The organism is Jannaschia seohaensis (assembly GCF_900116765.1).
GTDB lineage: Bacteria > Pseudomonadota > Alphaproteobacteria > Rhodobacterales > Rhodobacteraceae > Jannaschia > Jannaschia seohaensis.
The window spans coordinates 99,090-118,154 of sequence record NZ_UETC01000007.1 but is presented as its reverse complement, the minus strand read 5'-3'; the positions used below and the strand labels follow the sequence as shown (position 1 = coordinate 118,154).

Below are 19,065 nucleotides of genomic sequence, written 5' to 3'. Positions count from 1 at the left end.
CAGGCAGAGGACAGGCCCATGGCGAAGCTCTACTTCCACTACTCCACGATGAACGCGGGCAAGAGCACGCTGCTGCTCCAGGCCTCCTACAACTACAACGAGCGCGGCATGCAGACCTATCTGCTGACCGCCAATTTCGATGACCGCGCGGGCACCGGGCGCATCGCCAGCCGGATCGGGATCTCGGCCGTGGCCGATACCTATGCCGCCGACACGGACCTTCACGCGATGATCGCCGCACGGCTGAAAGCGGGCCCCTGCGCCTGCGTCCTGCTGGACGAGGCGCAATGGCTGAGCCGCGACCAAGTGTGGCAGCTCGCGCGTGTCGTCGACGATCTGGGCGTCCCGGTGATGTGCTACGGGCTGCGCGTCGACTTTCGGGGCGAACTCTTCCCCGGCTCCGCAGCGCTGCTGGCGCTGGCCGACGAGATGCGCGAGGTGCGCACGATCTGCCATTGCGGGCGCAAGGCGACGATGGTCATCCGCGTCGATGCCGAGGGCCACGCCTTGACCGAGGGCGCACAGGTCGAGGTCGGCGGCAACGACCGCTATGTCTCGCTCTGCCGCCGGCATTTCCGCGAGAAGATCGGGGACCGGGCACCCGAACCGCCGCTCTGACGGCGCGCCCCCTCCCTTCTTCTGGCGGAAAATACTCCGGGGTCTGGGGCAGAGCCCCAGTCCGACTGCGCACCAGGGTGCCATCCGCCGAAGGGGAGCGCGCCCCTACCCCATCAGCGCCCGGACCGCCCGCTCCGCCCGTTCGATCAGAATCGGCAGGCCGACCGTGACCAACCGGCCGCCCTCGACCACCCGCCGCCCCTCGACGAAGAGATCCCGCACCCGCCGGGGCCCCGCCAGCAGCAGCGCCGCGCGGTCCCAGCTACCCGCGGCCTCGACCGCGCGCATGTCCCAGATCGCGAGATCGGCGCGCAGCCCCACCTCCAGCCAGCCGATATCGTCACGGCCCAGGACGCGCGCGCCGCCCTCTGTCGCGATCCTCAGCGCCTCGGTCGCCGACATCGCATCCGCGCCTCGGGTGACGCGCTGCAACAGCATCGCCTGCCGCGCCTCGTCCACCAGCGAGGCCGCGTCGTTCGAGGCCGATCCGTCCACCCCCAGCCCGACCGGCACCCCCGCATCCAGCATCGCCCGCAACGGCGCCACGCCCGAGCCCAGGCGACAATTGGAACAGGGGCAATGCGCCACGCCGGTGCCGGTCCGCGCGAAAAGATCGATCTCGCCCGCGTCCAGCTTCACGCAATGGGCGTGCCAGACATCCTCCCCCGTCCAGCCCAAATCTTCCGCATACTGGCCGGGACGGCAGCCGAACCGTTCCAGCGAGAAGGCGACGTCCTCTTCGTTCTCCGCGAGATGCGTATGCAGCCGCACGCCCCTGTCGCGGGCCAGCAGCGCGGCATCGCGCATCAGCTCCCGGCTGATCGAGAAAGGCGAGCAGGGGGCGATGCCGACGCGGCACATCGCGCCCGGGCTGGGGTCGTGGAAGGCGTCGATCACCCGGATGCAATCGTCGAGGATCGCCCGCTCTCCCTCGACCAGCGTATCGGGCGGAAGGCCGCCACCGCTCTCGCCGATGGACATGGCGCCCCGGGTCGGGTGAAAGCTCAGGCCGGTCTCGGCGGCGGCGTGGATCGTGTCGTCCAGCCGCACCCCGTTCGGATAGACGTAGTGATGGTCCGAGGAGGTCGTGCAGCCCGACAGCGCCAACTCCGCCAAGCCCAATTGCGTGGCGAGATGGACATGCTCCGGCGTGAAGCGCGCCCAGATCGGATAGAGCGCGTGCAGTTAGCCGAAGAGAAGCGCATCCTGCCCGGCCGGCACCGCGCGGGTCAGCGTCTGGTAGAGATGGTGATGCGTGTTCACGAGGCCCGGCGTCACGAGGCAGCCCCCCGCATCGAGCCGCGCGCCTTCGGTCGCCAGCCCGGGGCCGATCTCGGCGATGGCGCCGTCGCGGATCAGAAGATCGGCCGATCGCACCCCCTCCGGGCGCCAGAGCAGCCCGCCCGCGATGAGCGTCTCAGCCATTGAGAAGCGCCAACGCATCCGCATGGAGCTCCGGCGTGGCCGCCGCCAGTACGGTGCCCCCGTCATGGGCCGGGCCGCCCCGCCAATTCGTCACCACGCCGCCCGCGGCGGTGATCAAAGCGGCGGGCGCGGCGATGTCATAGGCCTGTAGCCCGGCCTCGATCACGAGATCGACCTGCCCGGCCGCCAAGAGCGCATAGGCATAGCAATCCAGCCCGTAGCGCGTCAGGCGGCAGCGCGCGGCCACCCGTCGGAACGCCGCGCCCTCGTCGGCGGTGCCGACCTCGGGAAAGGTGGTGAAAAGGGTGGCGTCGTCCAGCCGGGTGACGTCGCGCGTGGTCAGGCGGCGCGTCTCGCCGCCGCGGGTCCAGGTCGCGCCGTCCGGCGAACCGGTGAACCGCTCCCCGGTGAAGGGCTGGTCCACGATGCCGATCAGGGGGCCGCTCGCGTCGCGCAGCGCGACCAGCACCCCCCAGGTCGGCGTGCCCGAGATATAGCCCCGGGTGCCGTCGATCGGATCCAGCACCCAGGTGAGCCCGGAGCGGCTGTCCACCGCCGCTTCCTCCTCGCCCAGAATACCGTCCTCCGGGCGCCGCTCGGCCAGGACGGCCCGCATGGCGGCCTCCGTCTCCCGGTCGGCGATGGTCACGGGGTCGAAGGCAGCGCCCTTGCTGTCCACGGTCACGGGCTTTCTGAAATAGCGCAGCGCGGGCGCGCGGGCCGCATCCGCGACGGCGTGGGCGACATCGGCGAGGGAGTGCAAATCGAGTGCGCGCATACCAAGCTCCGGGGCGGTCTCACCCGGGTCGGGTGGCATCCGCGCCGGTTCTGGTCAAGCGCGCGAAGTCGGGTCGGCCCCGCGCCTTGGAGTCAGGCCACGCTTTCGGACAGGACGCGCGCCAGGTCGAACAGGCGGCGACGCTGGTTCTCGGGGATCGTGTAATAGCTGCGGATCAGTTCCAGCGCTTCCTTGTCGGCGAGGAAATCCACGGCCGGCTCGACCGCCTCCTTCTCCTCCAGCCCTTCGAAGAAATGCGCCACTGGCACCTCCAGCGCTTCGGCGATGTCCCACAGGCGGGAGGCCGAGACGCGATTCATGCCAGTCTCGTATTTCTGGATCTGTTGAAACTTGATGCCGACCTTCTCGGCGAGTTGCTGCTGCGTCGTGCCTATCATCCAGCGCCGGTGCCGGATTCGCTTTCCCACGTGAATATCGACAGGGTGTTTCAAACCTCGCCCCCTTTGCCTCGGTCACGTGCCCGGAGCATTTTCGGAGCCCATGCACGTTGAAGTTGTTTCAACCACGCTGCGGGCGTGGCCGCCAGTGACGCAATTTTAGAAGCGTCTTTGCACGAATGCATGTTGGATTAAGACGTGCGGCGCACATGGCCCAAGGGCCGAAGCACGAAATCTTCGGTTTGACCCTCGATTTCAGCGCCTTGTTGGCCCTGTTGCCCGTCTCTCCCCTCCGCTACCGTGGCGACCGCCGCCGCGAGGATGTGGCGAAGGACACGGGGGACGACGATGAAGGGCTGGACGGTCACGGAGATCGGCACGGGGCCGCAGCTTTGCACCGACCTGCCGGAGCCGCAGCCCGGCCCCGGTGAGGTACAGCTGCGCATCGAGGGGTGCGGGCTCAACTTCGCGGATCTTCTGATGATCGAAGGGCGCTATCAGGATACGCCCGCCCCGCCCTTCGTGCCGGGCATGGAAGTATGCGGCCGCGTCACCGCGCAGGGCGAGGGCGTCTCGGCACCGGCGCTGGGCGCCCGGGTCGCGGTCTTCGGCGGGGCGGGCGGGCTGGCGGAGATGGGCTGCTTCCCCGCCGAACGCTGCGTTGCCGTTCCCGAAAAGATGCCCTCGGACGTCGCCGCCGGTTTTCTCGTGGCCTATTCGACCAGCCATGTCGCGCTGGCCCACAGGGCGCGCCTTCGAGCGGGCGAACGGCTGGTCGTGCTCGGGGCCGCCGGGGGGGTCGGGCTGACGGCGGTGGAACTCGGCGCGCGGATGGGGGCCGAAGTCGTCGCCGTCGCGCGCGGCGCCGCCAAGCTGGAGGTCGCCCGGGCCGCAGGCGCGGCCCATCTGATCGACGCGGAGGTGCCCGACCTGCGGGACCGCCTGCGCGCGCTGGGCGGCGCCGACGTGGTCTATGACGCGGTCGGCGGCACCGCCTTCGAGGCGGCCTTCCGCGCGACCAATCCCGGCGGCCGGATCCTGGTCATCGGCTTCGCCAGCGGCGATGTCCCGCAGATCAAGGCCAACCACCTTCTGGTCAAGAATATCGACGCGATGGGCGTCTACTGGGGCGGGTATCTGCGCTTTGCCCCGGAGGTCGTCACCGACAGCATCGCCGCGCTCATGGCGATGTATGAACGCGGGGACATCGCGCCGCATATCAGCCATGTGCTGCCCCTGGAACGCGCGCCGGACGGCCTCGAGCTGCTCAGGACGCGGCGATCGACAGGGAAGGTTGTCGTGACCCCCTGAGCGCCCTGTAAGACTGCCGCAGCAACTCCAGCAGGCGGTCCCGGGCGGGGTCGCGTTCGGTTTCGGCGGCATAAATCGTGATGCCCACATCGCCGATTTCCGGCAGCCCGCCGCCATGGCGCACCGGGGTCAGTTCGGCGGTGTCGAAGCCGTCGATGACCACGTGACAGGCGAGGTCCGCCGCGACGCTCGCATCGATGGCCCGGCTCGACGCGGCGCTCAGGGCGAGTTCCCAGGGGATGCCCGCGCGGTCCAGCGCGGCCTGCGCGTTGGTCCGAAAGACGCAGTGCTGCTCGAAGGCGAGGCGGAGGGGCCGTTGCCGCCAAGCCCGTCCGTCCTCGGCGCCGACCCAGATCAGCGGCAGGCGCACGATCTCCTCGCCCCCGTCCCGCACCGCGGCCTCGGTGCCCAGCATCACGTCCACCTCACCCGCGGCGAAGGCGTCGTGCAGGGCCGCCGTGACCGAGGAGACGAGCGTGATGCGCACCCTCGGATATTCCGCGGCAAAGGCGCGCAGGACATCCGGAATCGCCCGCGGCACGATATCATGCGGCACGCCCAGCCGGATCTCTCCGTCCGGCGTCGCGTTGCGCATGCGGTCCAGCAACTCGTCGTTAAGCGCCAGCATCCGCCGGGCGGTCCCCAAGGCGCTCTCTCCGTCGGGCGTCAGCCGCATCCCGCGGCTCGTCCGCTCCAAGAGGGTCGTGTCCAACGCCTCCTCCAGGCGCTTCACCTGCATCGAGACCGCCGATTGCGTGAGGTTCAGAAGGGCCGCGGCGCGCGTCACGCCGCCGGTCGAGGCGACGGTGGCGAAGGCGCGGAGCGCTGTCAGGTCAAGATTTCGGGCCATGCGACATCCTTTCCCCGACAAACTATCGGGCCAAGCCGCGTTCGGGAAATGAGATTTGATCACCGCCCCGTTCACGGAACGTGATGGCGCGCCGCGAGAGGAAGCTGCGGAGCTGATAGTGAAAATCAATCGAAACCGGGCGTTTCCGAGCCAGACGCTGCTTGAACTGAGGCCCGCCCGTGCCGATATTCGTAGTCGAAGGCGCGCATGGCGTGCGTCTTATCTGTCACATCTGGAGGAGTTCCATGGCACAATACGACGCCCTGCGGACCGGACAGATCTCCGGCGCTCGCGCCGAGGAGATCGATCAGGGTCTCCGGGCCCACATGAACAAGGTCTACGGGACGATGTCCGTGGGCATGCTCATCACTTTCGCCGCCGCCTGGGCCATTTCCGGCCTAGCCGTCACGCCCGACGGGCAGCTCACGCAACTCGGCGTGACGCTCTATGCGTCGCCGCTGCGCTGGCTGCTGATGTTCGCGCCGCTGATCTTCGTGTTCGGCTTCGCCGCGGCGGTCAACCGGATGTCGGCCGCGACCGCGCAGGTCGTGTTCTACGCCTTCGGCGCCGTGATGGGCATTTCGATCTCGTCGATCTTCCTGGTGTTCACCGGCACCTCGATCGCGCAGATCTTCCTCATCACCGCGATCGCCTTCGCGTCGCTGAGCCTCTGGGGCTACGTTACCAAGAAGGACCTGTCCGGCTGGGGCACGTTCCTGCTGATGGGCCTGATCGGCATCATCGTCGCCTCGATCGTCAACATCTTCCTGGCGTCTTCGGCTCTGGCCTTCGCGGTCTCGACGATCGGCGTGCTGATCTTCGCGGGCCTCACCGCCTACGACACCCAGCGGATCAAAACCGAGTACATCGCCCACGCCGCCCATGGCGACACGGAGTGGCTGGGCAAGGCCGCCATCATGGGCGCGCTGAGCCTGTACCTGAACTTCATCAACATGTTCATGATGCTGCTCTCGCTCTTCGGCAACCAAGAGTGACCGACGCGTCCTGAAACGACGGAGCCGCCCCTCGGGGCGGCTCTTTTCGTTTGCCGGTAGGGCGGAGATATCCTCGCCCTACGCCAGCACCGCGCGGGCCGCCTTGATCCCATCGGGCATCGGCTGGTGGCCGGGCCCGGGATGCGCGATGAGCCGCGCCTCGGCGCCGAGCCCACGCAGCGCCGCGACGCTCTTTTCCGCGCGTGACAGCGGGATATGCGGATCCCGCTCGTGGCAGGTGACCAGGATATGCGTCCCCGTCAGATCTCCCGCGTAATCGAGCGCCTTCTCGGCGAAGCCATAGACCTCGCCCTCGGCGTCCGCCGACCCGACCAGCCCGCCGGAGAAGGCGATCACCGCCGGAAGCCCCTGCCCCCGCCGCGCCGCGTATTCGAGCGCGAGGCAGGCCCCCTGGCTGAAGCCCGCAAGCGCGACAGCCTCCTTGGGCAGCCCCGTCGCCGCGATCGCCGCATCGACGGCGTCGAGCCCGCGCGCCACCCAGGGCTCCATCTCCGCCATCGGCGCGAGGAAGGAGGTCGGCCACCAGGAATTGCCTGGCGCCTCGGGCGCGGCGATGCGGCGCTCCGCGGCGCCCAGCACGGGGACCAGCCCGGCGATGCCTTGGGCGGAGTCCCCGCGGCCATGGATCAGGACGAGGCCGCGCGTGGCGGCCTCATCCCCTCCGGTCAGGATGCGGGCGCTCATGCCGAGATCCGGGGCAGCGCCGCTTCGATCCGGTCGCGGAGCGGCTCATACTGGTCCGGCAGCTTCAGCGCCTGACCCAGGCTTTCCAGCGGCTCGTCGCGGGTGAAGCCCGGCGGATCGGTGGCGATCTCGAACAGGACGCCGCCCGGCTCCCGGAAGTAGATCGCGTTGAAATACTGCCGGTCGATCACGGGCGTCACCTGCATCCCGGCGCGCAGCATCCGGTCGCGCCAGTCGAGCTGATCGGCATCGTCCAGCGCCCGGAAGGCGACGTGGTGGATGGTGCCTGCGCCCTGCACCCCGCGGGCCGCGCCCTCCTTGCGGTAGAGGTCTACGATCGTGCCGCGCGCATCGCCCGGCGCCTTGAGCCGCAGCCGCTCGAACCCGTCCGACGCCTCGTGCCCGGCCTCCTCATAGCCCATATGGTCGACCAGCAGGCGCTGCGTCGGGCCTAGATCGTGGAGCCAGAGCGTCGTCGAATGGAACCCGCCCTCGGCGGGGTCGTGGGAGCCCGGCTCGGCGATCAGCTCAACGGCGGCGCCATCCGGGTCGGTGACGGTGACGACGGCCTGGCCGAACCGTTCCTCCGGATCGGAGACCCTGCCGCCCCGCTTCGCGACCTCGGCCGCCCAATGGTCGAACACGTCCGCGCCGACCGAGTAGCCATAGGCCGAGGCCATGCCCGGCCCGGGCCGGCCCGGCCGCGCGCCGACGAAGGGGAAGAAGGTCAGAATCGTCCCCGGATCGGCGGTGCGATTGCCGTAATAGAGGTGGTAAGTGCCGGGATCGTCGAAATTCACCGTCTTCTTCACCAGGCGCTGGTCCAGCAGCTTGGTGAAGAAGTCGACATTGGCCTGGGGTGGACCGGAAATGGCGGTCACATGGTGCAGGCCGGTGATGCGCTTGTCGGACATGGGTGCCTCCGTGCGTTGCGTTGGCGCACAGATAACGCTCTGCGGCTCGGAACATAGGCCAATCGCCGCACAGGATCGGTTCGGGAGCGCAAATCCTTCGTGAAGGATTTGCCCAAAGTTTTCGGGAAAACTTTCGGCTAACGTCGCAGCAGGCGCCCTTCCCCGGCGGCGCGCGGACGGTGGACATGGGCCGATTGCACCACTCCGAAAGCCAGCATCAGCACCAGCATCGCCGAGCCGCCATAGCTGACCAGCGGCAAGGGCACCCCGACAACCGGCGCGAGCCCCATCACCATCGACATGTTGACCGCGAAGAACAGGAAGAACGCCACCGCGATGCCCAAGGTGACCAGCGACGCATAGCGGTCCTTGTTGCGTAGCGCCGAAGCGATGCAGAAGGCGATGATGAGCAGGTAGAGCACCAGGAGCGACAGCGCCCCGACGAAGCCCCATTCCTCGGCCAGGGTCGTAAAAATGAAGTCGGTATGCTTCTCGGGCAGGAAGTTCAGCCGCGCCTGGGTGCCCTGCATGAAGCCCTTGCCGGTCCAACCGCCCGAGCCCAGCGCGATCTTGGACTGGGTGATGTGGTAGCCCGCCCCCAACGGATCGGAATCCGGGTCGAGGAAGGTGTCGATGCGGCGATACTGGTAGTCCTGAAGGATCTGCCAGTCGGTCCCGCGCGATTGCAGCACCGCCGTCACCAGACCCACCGCCCCGGCGATCACCGTGGCGAAATAGGCCCAGTGGACGCCCGCGAGGAACATCACGGCCCCGCCCCCGGCCAGCAGCAGGATCGACGTGCCCAGATCGGGCTGCTTCAGCACCAGGAAAACGGGCAGCAGGATGATCAGGATGGGCAGCAGCACCCATTGCGGGCGGCTCACCTTGGAGGGCGGGAGCCAGTCGTAATAGGCCGCCAGCATCATCACCAGCGTGACCTTCATCAACTCCGAGGGTTGGAGCCGCATGAAACCCAGATCGATCCAGCGCTGGGCGCCGCCCCCGGTCACGCCGACCAGTTCCACCGCCAAGAGCAGCGCCAGCGTCATCGCGTAGAGCAGCGCCGAGACGTTGCGCCAGAACCAGATCGGGATCATCGCGACGATGAACATCACCGCAAGCCCCATGGCGAAGCGCTGCATCTGCGGCTCGGCCCAACGCCAGTCGCCGCCGGAGACCGAGTAAAGCACCACAAACCCGATGCAGGCCGTGGCCGTGATCAGCAGGACAAGCGCCCAGTTGAGCGCCAGCACCTTCTGCAGGCCCTGCGGGACGCGGGCGACGTTGTATTCGAGATAGCTCACGCCTCAGACTTGCCTGCGGGCGGGGTCAGAGCGGGGTCGACCGGGAGAGAGGCGAGATATTCGGCCATCTCCCCCTGCTGGCCCGCGGGATAGGCCGAGACCGGCGGCATCCCGCCCGAGAGCGCATAGAGCATCACATCCCGCGCCACCGGCGCCGCCGCGGCGGAGCCGCCGCCGCCATGCTCGACCACGACCGAGATCGCGTATTTAGGGTCGTCATGGGGGGCATAGCCGACATAGAGCGCGTGGTCGCGCCGCTCCCATGGCAGATCTTCGTTGCGGAAGACGCCGCGGGCCCGCTCCGCCGCGGTGATGTTGCGGACCTGGGACGTGCCGGTCTTGCCGGCCCATTTCACCCCGCCCATGTCGAAGCGGGAGCGCCCCGCCGTGCCCCCCCTGGCATTGACCACCTGATACATCGCCTCCCGCTGCAAATCGAGAAGCGAGCGTGGGATGTCGAGCGGGCGCTTCACGCCGGAGGGTTGGGCCACACCGTCGATGGACCGAACGAGGCGCGGCACGACCTCCAGCCCCGAGGCGAGCCGCGCGGTCATCACGCAGAGCTGGAGCGGCGAGGTCAGCACATAGCCCTGCCCGATCGAGGCGTTGAGACTGTCGCCGATCCGCCAGGCCTCGCCTCGGCGGACACGCTTCCATTCGCGGTCGGGGATCAGCCCGTCCGAGATCGAGGTCATCTCGATGTCATGGGCGACGCCCAGGCCCAGCTTGCGGGCCATGGCCGCAATGCGGTCGATGCCTGCGCGCTGCGCCATCTCGTAATAGTAGACGTCGCAGCTTTCGCGCAGGGATTTGGCGGCATCGACATGTCCGTGCCCGCCGCGTTTCCAGCAGTGGAACCGGCGGTTCGACACCGTCAGATAGCCCGGACACCAAACCGTCTCGCCGGGTGCGACGAGCCCCGCCTCCAGCGCTGCAAGCTGCGTGACCATCTTGAAGGTGGAGCCCGGCGGATAGAGGCCCTGGACGATCTTGTTGTGCAGCGGGCGGTGATCGTTGTCCCGGAGCGCGGCGTAGTCCGGCACGGAGATACCCGAGACGAAGAGGTTCGGATCGTAGGCCGGAGAAGAAACCGCCGCCAGAACGTCGCCATTGGTCACGTCCATGACCACGCAGGACGCGCTCTCCCCGGCGAGGCGGACCTGGGTGAAGTTCTGGAGCGCCGCGTCGATGGTCAGCTGTACGTCCTTGCCGGACTGGCCGGGCGTGCGCCCGAGTTCCCGCATGATGCGACCCGCGGCGTTCTGTTCGACCCGGCGCGACCCGGCCTTGCCGCGCAGCACATGCTCCAGGCGCCGCTCGGCGCCGATCTTGCCGATCTGGAACTGCGGCGTCTGCAGCAGCGGGTCTTGATCCTCTTCGTTCTCCAGATCCCGCTCGGAGACGCGGCCGACATAGCCGATGACATGGGCGTAGTCCTGGCCCAGCGGATAGACGCGGCTGAGCCCGACCTCGGGCGTGATCCCCGGCAGAGCGGGGACGTTGACGGCGATGGTCGACAACTCCTCCCAGGAGAGGCGGTCAGCGAGGGTCACGGCCTGGTGCGGGCGGCGGTCCATCTCGCGGATGGCGCGTTGGAGACGCTCCTCGTCGAGGCGGACGAGGCCGCGCAGGCGGGTGATCGTCTCGTCGACGTCGTCGGCATCCTCGCGGATCATCGAGACCCGGTAGATCTGTTCATTGCCGGCCAGGATGCGGCCGTTGCGGTCGAAGATGACGCCGCGGGCGGGGGCCAGCAGGCGGACCTTGATCCGGTTCTCCTCGGCCAGCAGCAGAAATTCATCGGCCTGATCGACCTGGAGGTGGTTCATCCGTGCCACCAGCAGCCCGCTGAAAGCGGTCATCAGGCCACCGGTCACAAGCGCGCGGCGGGTAATGCGGCGACTAGAGAGGGACAGTTCCTGCGGATTACGCTTCATGGGCCGTCTCCGGGAGCGACCGCGTCAGGCGCGGGTGCCGAGGGTATCGAGCTCTCCGGGGGCAAGACGCCGGACGCCGATCAACTGAGAGAATATCGCGGTAAGAGGATAGAAAACAACGGTCGCGAGCAGATGCAAGCCCTGGTCCAGCAGCGGGGCCGTCTGAGCGAGCAACAGCAGCATCGCGAGATGGTTGATGACGAACATGCCCGCGATCACGGCGGCTACGGCGGCGACCTCGGACCAGAAGGTCTTGACCTCGGTATGGTCGACCCGGCGCCGCAGATACTCGGAGCCCAGCAGCGTCACGAGCGTCCAGAGGCCCAGCGGCCGCATCAGCAGCGCATCGGCCAGCAGCAGGATCGGGACGAGCAGCCAGACCGGCACATAGTCGGGCCGCCGCAGGATCCAGGCGAAAGCCAGGCAGACCAGCAAGTCCGGCCCCGGCACCCCGTCCTCGGGCGGGCCGAAGGGGAGCAGCGCGAAGAACAGGATGGCGGAGGATAGCCCGAAGAAGGCCAGCCGATAGCCCCAGATCGCCGAAGGGCCCATCCTCAGCCGTCCTCGGGGGGCGGCGGCGGACCCTGGACCGGGGCCGCCGGCGGCGTCAGGAGCTCTCCGGTGGAGGTGATCGCGCCCTGTTCGCGGGTCCGCAGGACGCGCAGGAATTCGAGCCGTCCGGTCTCGGCTGCGAGCCGGACGCGTAGCCGCCCATCGGTGGTGCGCACGACCTGCCCCACCAGGAGGTCGGGCGGGAAGACACCCCCGTCGCCGGAGGTCACGATCCGGTCGCCGGCGCGCACGTCCTGCGGGTTCTCGACGAATTCCAGAGCAGGCGCGGCGGTCGTGTCCCCCGCCAGGATCGCGCGCTTGCCCGACGGCTGGATCGTCACAGGGATGCGGCTGTTGCCGTCGGTCAGCAGGATCACCCGCGACGTGCGCGCGCCCACCCCCGCGATCCGCCCGACAAGGCCCAGCCCGTCCATCGCGGCCCAGCCGTCCTGGATGCCGTCCTCCGCTCCGATATTCAGCAGCACCGAGCGGCGGAATGGCGAGCCGCTATCGGTCAGAACCACGCCGGTGACATAAGTCAGGTCAGGCGAGAGACGGACATTGAGCAGATCGAGCAGGCGCGCGTTCTCCTGTTCCAACTGGATCGCGGCCTCGCGCCAAGCCTGAACCTGGCGAAGCTCCCGGCGGAGGTCCTGGTTCTGCTCGTAGACGCGGGCATAGCCCTCGAAATCCTCGATCAGACGGCCGATCCAGGTGACCGGCGCCAGCGCCCATTCGAAGCTGGGCACGACCCGATCGACCACGGCGGCGCGGATTCGCTCGGCCCGCGGGTTGTCGATGCGCCAGAGCAGCGTCAGCGCGACCAGCAGGACGCAGACGATCGCCAGAATCAGCCGCCGGAGCGGGCGATGGTAGATCTCTTCGGCACTGTTGCGGGCCATGGGCGGCTCTGCGGATCTGGGCGCCTCGCCCCGAGGGGGAGCGCGTTTGGCCGGGTGCGGGACCGGGGGCCAGCCCCCGGACCCCCGGGATATTTAAGCAGGGAAGAAAGCGGCGTTAACGGTCTGTTAAGGGATGTTCCAGGGTCAGCTGTCGTAATCGATAACGTGGGACAATTGGCGCTCGTATTCCAGGGCCTTGCCGGTGCCGAGCGCGACGCAGTTCAGGCTCTCGTCGGCGACCGAGATGGCGAGGCCGGTCTGCTCGCGGAGCGCGAGGTCCAGCTCGCCCAGAAGCGCACCGCCGCCGGTCAGCATCACGCCGCGATCGACGATGTCGGCGGCGAGATCGGGGGGGGTCGATTCGAGCGCGGTCATCACGCCTTCGCAGATCTGCTGCACCGGCTCGGCCAGGGCCTCGGCGACCTGGGCCTGACTGATCTCGGTCTCCTTGGGGACGCCGTTGAGCAGGTCGCGGCCTCGGATGCGCATCACCTCGCCGCGCCCGTCCTCAGGCATGCGGGCGGTGCCGATCTCCTTTTTGATGCGCTCGGCCGTCGCCTCGCCCACCAGCAAGTTCTGGTGACGGCGCAGATAGGAGATCAGCGCCTCGTCCATACGGTCGCCGCCGACGCGGATCGAGCGGGCATAGACGATATCGGCCAGGGACATCACCGCGACCTCGGTCGTGCCGCCGCCGATATCGACCACCATCGAGCCGGTCGGGTCCGTGATCGGCATGCCCGCCCCGATGGCCGCGGCGATGGGCTCGGCGATGAGGCCCGCCTTGCGCGCGCCCGCGCCCAGCACCGACTGCCGAATGGCGCGCTTTTCCACGGGGGTCGCGCCGTGGGGGACACAGACGATGATCTTGGGCTTGGTGAAGGTCGAGCGCTTATGCACCTTGCGGATGAAGTGCTTGATCATCTCCTCGGCGGTGTCGAAATCGGCGATGACGCCCTCGCGCATGGGCCGGATCGCCTCGATCGAGCCGGGGGTGCGGCCGAGCATGAGCTTGGCGTCCTCGCCCACGGCCAGCACCTCCTTGCGGCCGGCCTTCATGTGATAGGCCACCACGGAGGGCTCGTTCAGGACGATTCCCTTGCCCTTGACGTAGACCAGCGTGTTCGCCGTCCCGAGATCGATGGCCATGTCCTTGCTGAACAGGCTTCCGAAGATAGACATGTCGCGTTCCCCAAACCCTATCGCCCCCGCGACGCGGACGCCCGGAGGGTTTCGAGCGCGTCTAGCCGGTCGGCACATGCGGGGACAAGGGCGGCCCACGCGCCTTTAGGCCGCAATCCGCCCATCGGCGCCCCCTGACCATTCATTTGAGCGACCCCGCGCCCTGATCGAAGGCCTCGCTCGCAGCCTCGGAAATCGCTGGCCGGCCGATGGCGTCCATGACGAGCCCCCCCCTCCATGACGGTCAGGACGAGCCGCGCGGCAGACCCGGTATCGTCGATCTCCTCCGGTAGGGCGGGCGGCAACCCAGGCCAGGAGCCTGTCGATAACGGCCGCGCCCACCGCCCCTGCCCCGCCGCAGAGACGATATCGCGCCGGCCCCTCCGATCGGGACGAAAGGCGGTCCTCCACAGTAGCGCGACGATTTCCGCGAGGCGAGCGCGGAGGCTCGGCGGGAGCCGATCCGGCAGCGCGAGGGAGCGCGGGCTTGCGGTGCTCAAGCGATTGGCCGGGACATGATCGGCCACCGCCTCGAGCATCGCGGCGGGGTCCGGCTTGGGTTTCGGCATGGCAATCCTCGGGCGATGGCTCCGTTCCACTTGTGGCGACCGTAACGCATTCCCCGACAGGCATCGACAAGTCTCCGCGATGACCGTGCTTCGAGCCCTGACTCCACTCGCCTCTCTCGGTGGAATTGCAACTGCCGTTCTGGCGGTGGCACCAGTCGGGGGCGCCGGAGTCTTCCCTCCGCGCTCGGCGGGACAGTCGCAGTCTGCTCGTTGGTCATTGCCGCGCATGACGGGATCTTGGCTTGCTGAGGCGGCCCTACCAGCGACCTGGCGGGCAATCAGGTCCGGTTGCAACTGCGCGCCGCCATGTCGATCACGTCCTTCCCGATCGCACCAAAGGTCCGGTCGGCAGGCCGACGCCCCTGGCCCGGCGGGACCGTCTGGACGCATCTCACCCGCCCGCCTAGACCGAGGATCATGCGTCCATCCCGCCTCTCCGGATTGCCCTTCGCCGACTGCGCAGTGCTTCTGGCGGCCGAGCTCTGGATCGCGCTGCGCGCACCGCGGCTGATGGTCAATTCCTGGCGGCGGGCCCGGGCGCAGGGTTTTCGCCCATTCCACGCCCTGCCGCTGGCCGGTGACGAGAAGTTCCTCTGGCGGAAGGTCGTGGATCGAGACCCGCTGCATGTCGTACTCTCGGACAAGCTGGCGGCGCGGGACTGGGTCGGAGGGCTGGGGTTGGACCTGCCGGAAAGGCCCGCCGTGTTGTGGCGGGGCGAACGCGCCGAGGATCTGCCCGACTGCTTGCTGACCGAGGACGCGGTGGTGAAGGTCAACCACAATTCCGGCGGTGTGCATGTGGTGGCTCGGGATGGAAGCGACCCGGCTGTGGTGCGCAAGCGAGTGCGCGGCTGGCTGACCGACGATTTCGGCCGGCGCAACGGCGAATGGGCCTATCTGGCCGTCCCGCGCGAGATCTTCATCGAGCACCGCGTCGGGCGGGCCGGCGTGCCGTTGGAAGACTGGAAGTTCTACGTCTTCGGGGGCCGCATCGCACGGGTCGTCCGCATCGACCCAGAGAGCCGACCGAAGGCCGGGCAAGCATTTCAACCGGACGCGCAAGGGAAACTGCGGCTCCTCCCCGACCCGCCAGGCATCTGCCGCGTGCGGAAGAAGGCACCGATCCATCCCCGGTTTCGCGAGATGGTGCGCGCGGCGCGGGCCTTGGGGCGAGGGCTCGATCATGTCCGCGTCGATTTCCTGGCCGATGACCGGGGCGTGTGGCTGGGGGAGCTGACGCTCTATTCCGAGGGAGGCAAGTTCGTCGGCAATGGCTATGATCCGGACGTACTTCTGTCGCGCGCCTGGGATCTGCGGGAGGCGCCCGCGCTGCGCGAGATCACCGGCGGCCCGGTCCGCCGCCTCTATCTCAGGGTGCTGCGGCGGGCGCTGGCGCTTCGCGGTTCCTGATCGCCGCGCCCGTGGCAAGCCGCGCGGCCATGTCGCGATGGATCGAGGAATGGCGCCAGTCGAACGGATCGGCGACCAGCCGGTGCTTCACCGGATCGGTCCAGCAGTAGCGGATATGGGCGTCGAAATCGTCGGCATCGCGGATGTGATGCTCCCAAAAGCGAGGTTGCCAGGGTCCAGTCTGGCGCTGGCGCCGTAGGGCGGGGGTCGCCCCGCCCGCCGGGCCGACGCGCGGGCGCGGCGGGGAAATTCCCGCCCTACCCAAGCCCTGCGTGAACCGGGCCTTGATCGCGGCCATCCGCGTGGAGAAATCCGCATCCCCCTCGGGCAGGCGCCAGACGGCGTGGGAATGGTCGGGCAAGGTGACCCAGGCCTCGATGGCAAAGGGTCGGTCCGCACGCGACCTGCGCACGGCCTCCCGCAGGAGCCCGACATGTCGAAGCAACAGGTCGGATTCCCAGTCCGACAGGCAGGCCGTCACGAAAATCGTGGCGCCGGGAATCGCGGGGCGGCGGGAAACGGGCATGGCCCGACCCTGCACGAGAGAAGGTTAACGAAAGGTGTAGGGCGGGGATATCCCCGCCCTACCTCCTGTCAGCCCGCGTCTTTGTAGCTGATCTCGCGCGCATCGCGGCCCGCCTTCTCGCGCCGCATCATCAGCCGGTTGAGCGCGTTGACATAGGCGCGCACACTCGCGACCACGGTGTCGGTATCGGCGGACTGGCCCGAAACGATCCGGCCGTCCTCCTCCATCCGCACCGTCACGGTGGCCTGGGCGTCGGTGCCCTCGGTCACGGCCGAGACCTGATAGAGTTGCAGCCGCGCGCTGTGATCCACCAGCGCCTTGACCGCATTGAAGGCCGCGTCGACCGGGCCGTCGCCCTTCGCCTCCGACGAGAGCGGCGCGCCGTCGACGGTCAGCGTCAGCTGCGCCTCGGCCGGGCCGCCGGTGCCGCAGACGACGCGCAGGCTTTCGACCTTGATCCGGTCCTCGCCCGAGCGTTCCTCGTCCTGCATCAGCGCGATCAGATCCTCGTCGAACACCTCTTTCTTGCGGTCGGCCAGGGCCTTGAACCGGAAGAACACATCGGCCAGCTGGTTGCCTTCGACGTTATAGCCCAGTTCCTTGAGCTTGGAGCGCAGCGCGGCACGGCCCGAATGCTTGCCCATGACCAGCGAGGTCTCGGTCAGACCGACATCCTCGGGGCGCATGATCTCGAAGGTCTCGGCGTTCTTCAGCATCCCGTCCTGGTGGATGCCCGATTCGTGAGCGAAGGCGTTCTTGCCGACGATGGCCTTGTTCGGCTGCACCGAGAAGCCCGAGACGGCGCTGACCCGGCGCGAGATCGCCATCAGCTTGGTCGTGTCGATGCCCGTGGTGAAGGGCATGATGTCGTGGCGCACCTTGAGCGCCATCACCACCTCTTCCAGCGCCGTGTTGCCAGCGCGCTCGCCCAACCCGTTGATCGTGCACTCGATCTGGCGCGCCCCGCCCTCGACGGCCGCCAGGGCGTTGGCCGTCGCCATACCGAGATCGTTGTGGCAGTGGGTCGCGAAGATAACGTCCTCCGCCCCCGGCACCTCGGCGATCAGACGGCGGATCAGTTCGGCGCTTTCATTGGGCGCGGTGTAGCCGACGGTGTCGGGGATGTTGATCGTGGTCGCCCCCGCCTTGATCGCGATCTCGACCACGCGGGCGAGATAGTCCCACTCCGTCCGGGTCGCGTCCATCGGAGACCATTGCACGTTGTCGCAGAGGTTGCGGGCATGGGTCACGGTGTCGTGGATTCGGTCGGCCATCTCGTCCATGGTCAGGTTCGGGATGGCGCGGTGCAGGGGCGAGGTGCCGATGAAAGTGTGGATGCGCGGCGACTTGGCGTGCTTCACCGCCTCCCAGCAGCGGTCGATATCCTTGAAATTGGCGCGGGCCAGGCCGCAGATCGTGGCCCGTTCGGTGCGGCGGGCGATCTCGGAGACGGCCTCGAAATCGCCGTCCGAGGCGATCGGAAAGCCCGCCTCAATGATATCCACCCCCATCTCGTCGAGCATGGAGGCGATCTCCAGCTTTTCGTCATGAGTCATGGTCGCACCGGGCGACTGTTCCCCATCGCGCAGCGTGGTGTCAAAGATGAGGACGCGGTTCGGGTCGGTGATCTGATCGGGCGTGGTCATGGCAAGGGTCCTGTTCTGTCTGGGCTTCTTCGGCGCTGGTCCACTCCCGAGCGGTCGCGCCGGATGGCACGCTCAGGAGCGGCTAAGAAGAAGGTCCAGGGGCAGGCACCAGATCATGGCGCGAAGAATACTCGTGCGGATCGGGATGTGAAGCCCGAAATTCCAACTTTCCCCCACATGCCGCGCATCACCGTTGCTTTCGAATGCCAAGTTCGTGATCTTTACGTTAAAGTAGGAGCCTCGCATGACGAACGCCCCCGCGACCGAACTCGCCCCTTTGACAGCCGATGGGCAGCTGTCTGCGCTCGGAGAGATCCTGCGCGCGAACACGGTCGGCGCGGCCTGGAAGACGTTCGTTCGGGTCACCCTGTCGCTCGGCTTCGATTTCCTGCTCTATGCCCAGGCCCGTCATCGCGGGCCACCGGATCCGATCGATCCGGCCGAGGTCCTGCTGCTCCATCATGGCCCACGCGAATGGCTCGACGCCTATGTCGACGAGCAGCTTTACATCTGCAATCCCCTCTTCGAATGGGCGCAATCCCATGGCGGCTTCAAGGCGGTCTCGGAGGTGGCCGAGGGCTTTGACGGCCCGGTGACGCGACAACTGCATCGGCTGATGGAGCTGCGGAAGGCCCACGGGATCGGGCCGGGCTTCCTGGGCGGGTTGCAGGATGCGATACCGGGCGTCAACGGGGCGATGTCGATCTGCCTGGCCGCCGATGTCGACGACCGGGACGCCTACGCGATCTGGCAGGTCCACGGCACCGCCATCGAGACCCTGGCCCGGACGCTGCATCTGCGGGTCTCGACCCTGCCGCAGCCGCTGTTGCGCCCGCTCTCCTCGCGGCAACGCGAGGTGTTGGAATGGTCGAGCCAGGGGAAGACCGTCAAGGACATCGCCCTGATCATGGAGGTCGAGGCGACCACCATCGAAAAACACCTCCGCCTCGCGCGGCAGGCGCTGAACGCGACCAATACCAGCCATGCGGTGCGCAAGGCGTTGACCCTGAACCTGCTGTCGGTCTGACGGCTTCGGCCTCAGC

The 19,065-nt window shown here is 68.1% G+C and carries 17 protein-coding genes and 1 pseudogene; 5 read left to right on the top strand and 13 right to left on the bottom strand.

Annotated elements, in window-relative coordinates:
- Positions 1–18: 18 nt before the first annotated feature.
- Positions 19–618: a thymidine kinase gene (locus DTQ71_RS15225; RefSeq protein ID WP_109565153.1), complete on the top strand. Its 600-nt coding sequence runs from the start codon at positions 19–21 to the stop codon at positions 616–618.
- A 105-nt stretch (positions 619–723) separates the two neighbouring features.
- Here DTQ71_RS15225 and DTQ71_RS15220 read toward each other — a convergent pair.
- The 3 genes and pseudogenes from DTQ71_RS15220 to DTQ71_RS15210 form a co-directional block, all read right to left on the bottom strand.
- Positions 724–2,043 (bottom strand): annotated as a pseudogene (locus DTQ71_RS15220) (8-oxoguanine deaminase).
- Positions 2,036–2,821, bottom strand: coding sequence for a histidinol-phosphatase (gene hisN / locus DTQ71_RS15215; RefSeq protein WP_109565152.1), 786 nt, complete (start codon positions 2,819–2,821; stop codon positions 2,036–2,038). The pseudogene DTQ71_RS15220 and the gene hisN overlap by 8 nt, the downstream one beginning before the upstream one ends.
- Positions 2,822–2,913: 92 nt before the next feature.
- Positions 2,914–3,273, bottom strand: a complete 360-nt coding sequence (locus DTQ71_RS15210) for a helix-turn-helix domain-containing protein (protein WP_109565151.1) — start codon at positions 3,271–3,273, stop codon at positions 2,914–2,916.
- 294 nt (positions 3,274–3,567) lie between these two features.
- Between DTQ71_RS15210 and DTQ71_RS15205 the strand changes: the two genes are divergently transcribed.
- Positions 3,568–4,530 carry an NADPH:quinone oxidoreductase family protein gene (locus tag DTQ71_RS15205; RefSeq protein ID WP_109565150.1) on the top strand — a complete coding sequence of 321 codons (963 nt, stop codon included), beginning with the start codon at positions 3,568–3,570 and terminating at the stop codon, positions 4,528–4,530.
- On the opposite strand, the gene DTQ71_RS15200 is transcribed toward DTQ71_RS15205, so the two are convergent.
- Positions 4,487–5,380: a LysR family transcriptional regulator gene (locus DTQ71_RS15200; protein WP_109565149.1), complete on the bottom strand. Its 894-nt coding sequence runs from the start codon at positions 5,378–5,380 to the stop codon at positions 4,487–4,489. The two genes, DTQ71_RS15205 and DTQ71_RS15200, sit on opposite strands and share 44 nt — an antisense overlap.
- Positions 5,381–5,625: 245 nt before the next feature.
- Here DTQ71_RS15200 and DTQ71_RS15195 point away from each other — a divergent pair, with 245 nt between their 5' ends.
- Complete coding sequence (locus DTQ71_RS15195) at positions 5,626–6,375, top strand: Bax inhibitor-1/YccA family protein (protein ID WP_109565148.1); 750 nt, start codon at positions 5,626–5,628, stop codon at positions 6,373–6,375.
- 78 nt (positions 6,376–6,453) lie between these two features.
- Here the strand turns inward: DTQ71_RS15195 and DTQ71_RS15190 are convergent, their stop codons facing one another.
- The 7 genes from DTQ71_RS15190 to DTQ71_RS15160 form a co-directional block, all read right to left on the bottom strand.
- On the bottom strand, positions 6,454–7,080 hold the full coding sequence (locus tag DTQ71_RS15190; protein ID WP_109565147.1) for an alpha/beta hydrolase: 627 nt from the start codon (positions 7,078–7,080) through the stop codon (positions 6,454–6,456).
- Positions 7,077–7,994 carry a ring-cleaving dioxygenase gene (locus DTQ71_RS15185; protein WP_109565146.1) on the bottom strand — a complete coding sequence of 306 codons (918 nt, stop codon included), beginning with the start codon at positions 7,992–7,994 and terminating at the stop codon, positions 7,077–7,079. The genes DTQ71_RS15190 and DTQ71_RS15185 overlap by 4 nt, the downstream gene beginning before the upstream one ends.
- Positions 7,995–8,131: 137 nt before the next feature.
- On the bottom strand, positions 8,132–9,298 hold the full coding sequence (rodA, locus tag DTQ71_RS15180) for a rod shape-determining protein RodA (RefSeq protein ID WP_109565145.1): 1,167 nt from the start codon (positions 9,296–9,298) through the stop codon (positions 8,132–8,134).
- The gene (mrdA, locus tag DTQ71_RS15175; protein ID WP_109565144.1) at positions 9,295–11,235 is read right to left on the bottom strand and encodes a penicillin-binding protein 2; all 1,941 of its coding nucleotides are present in this window, start codon (positions 11,233–11,235) and stop codon (positions 9,295–9,297) included. The genes rodA and mrdA overlap by 4 nt, the downstream gene beginning before the upstream one ends.
- 24 nt (positions 11,236–11,259) lie before the next feature.
- The gene (locus tag DTQ71_RS15170; RefSeq protein WP_109565143.1) at positions 11,260–11,787 is read right to left on the bottom strand and encodes a rod shape-determining protein MreD; all 528 of its coding nucleotides are present in this window, start codon (positions 11,785–11,787) and stop codon (positions 11,260–11,262) included.
- A gap of 2 nt (positions 11,788–11,789) precedes the next feature.
- Positions 11,790–12,689, bottom strand: a complete 900-nt coding sequence (gene mreC / locus DTQ71_RS15165; RefSeq protein WP_109565142.1) for a rod shape-determining protein MreC — start codon at positions 12,687–12,689, stop codon at positions 11,790–11,792.
- A 144-nt stretch (positions 12,690–12,833) separates the two neighbouring features.
- Positions 12,834–13,871, bottom strand: coding sequence for a rod shape-determining protein (locus DTQ71_RS15160; RefSeq protein WP_109565141.1), 1,038 nt, complete (start codon positions 13,869–13,871; stop codon positions 12,834–12,836).
- Positions 13,872–14,857: 986 nt separating this feature from the next.
- Between DTQ71_RS15160 and DTQ71_RS15155 the strand changes: the two genes are divergently transcribed.
- Entirely contained in the window at positions 14,858–15,850 is a 993-nt protein-coding gene (locus tag DTQ71_RS15155) for an ATP-grasp fold amidoligase family protein (protein WP_170125447.1), read from the top strand.
- Here DTQ71_RS15155 and DTQ71_RS15150 read toward each other — a convergent pair.
- Both DTQ71_RS15150 and DTQ71_RS15145 read right to left on the bottom strand, forming a co-directional pair.
- Entirely contained in the window at positions 15,810–16,376 is a 567-nt protein-coding gene (locus DTQ71_RS15150) for an REP-associated tyrosine transposase (RefSeq protein ID WP_174900362.1), read from the bottom strand. The two genes, DTQ71_RS15155 and DTQ71_RS15150, sit on opposite strands and share 41 nt — an antisense overlap.
- A 68-nt stretch (positions 16,377–16,444) precedes the next feature.
- On the bottom strand, positions 16,445–18,022 hold the full coding sequence (locus DTQ71_RS15145; RefSeq protein ID WP_109565139.1) for a 2-isopropylmalate synthase: 1,578 nt from the start codon (positions 18,020–18,022) through the stop codon (positions 16,445–16,447).
- A 244-nt stretch (positions 18,023–18,266) separates the two neighbouring features.
- On the opposite strand from DTQ71_RS15145, the gene DTQ71_RS15140 reads away from it, so the two are divergent.
- Positions 18,267–19,049: a helix-turn-helix transcriptional regulator gene (locus DTQ71_RS15140; protein WP_109565138.1), complete on the top strand. Its 783-nt coding sequence runs from the start codon at positions 18,267–18,269 to the stop codon at positions 19,047–19,049.
- The last annotated feature ends 16 nt before the right edge of the window (positions 19,050–19,065 follow it).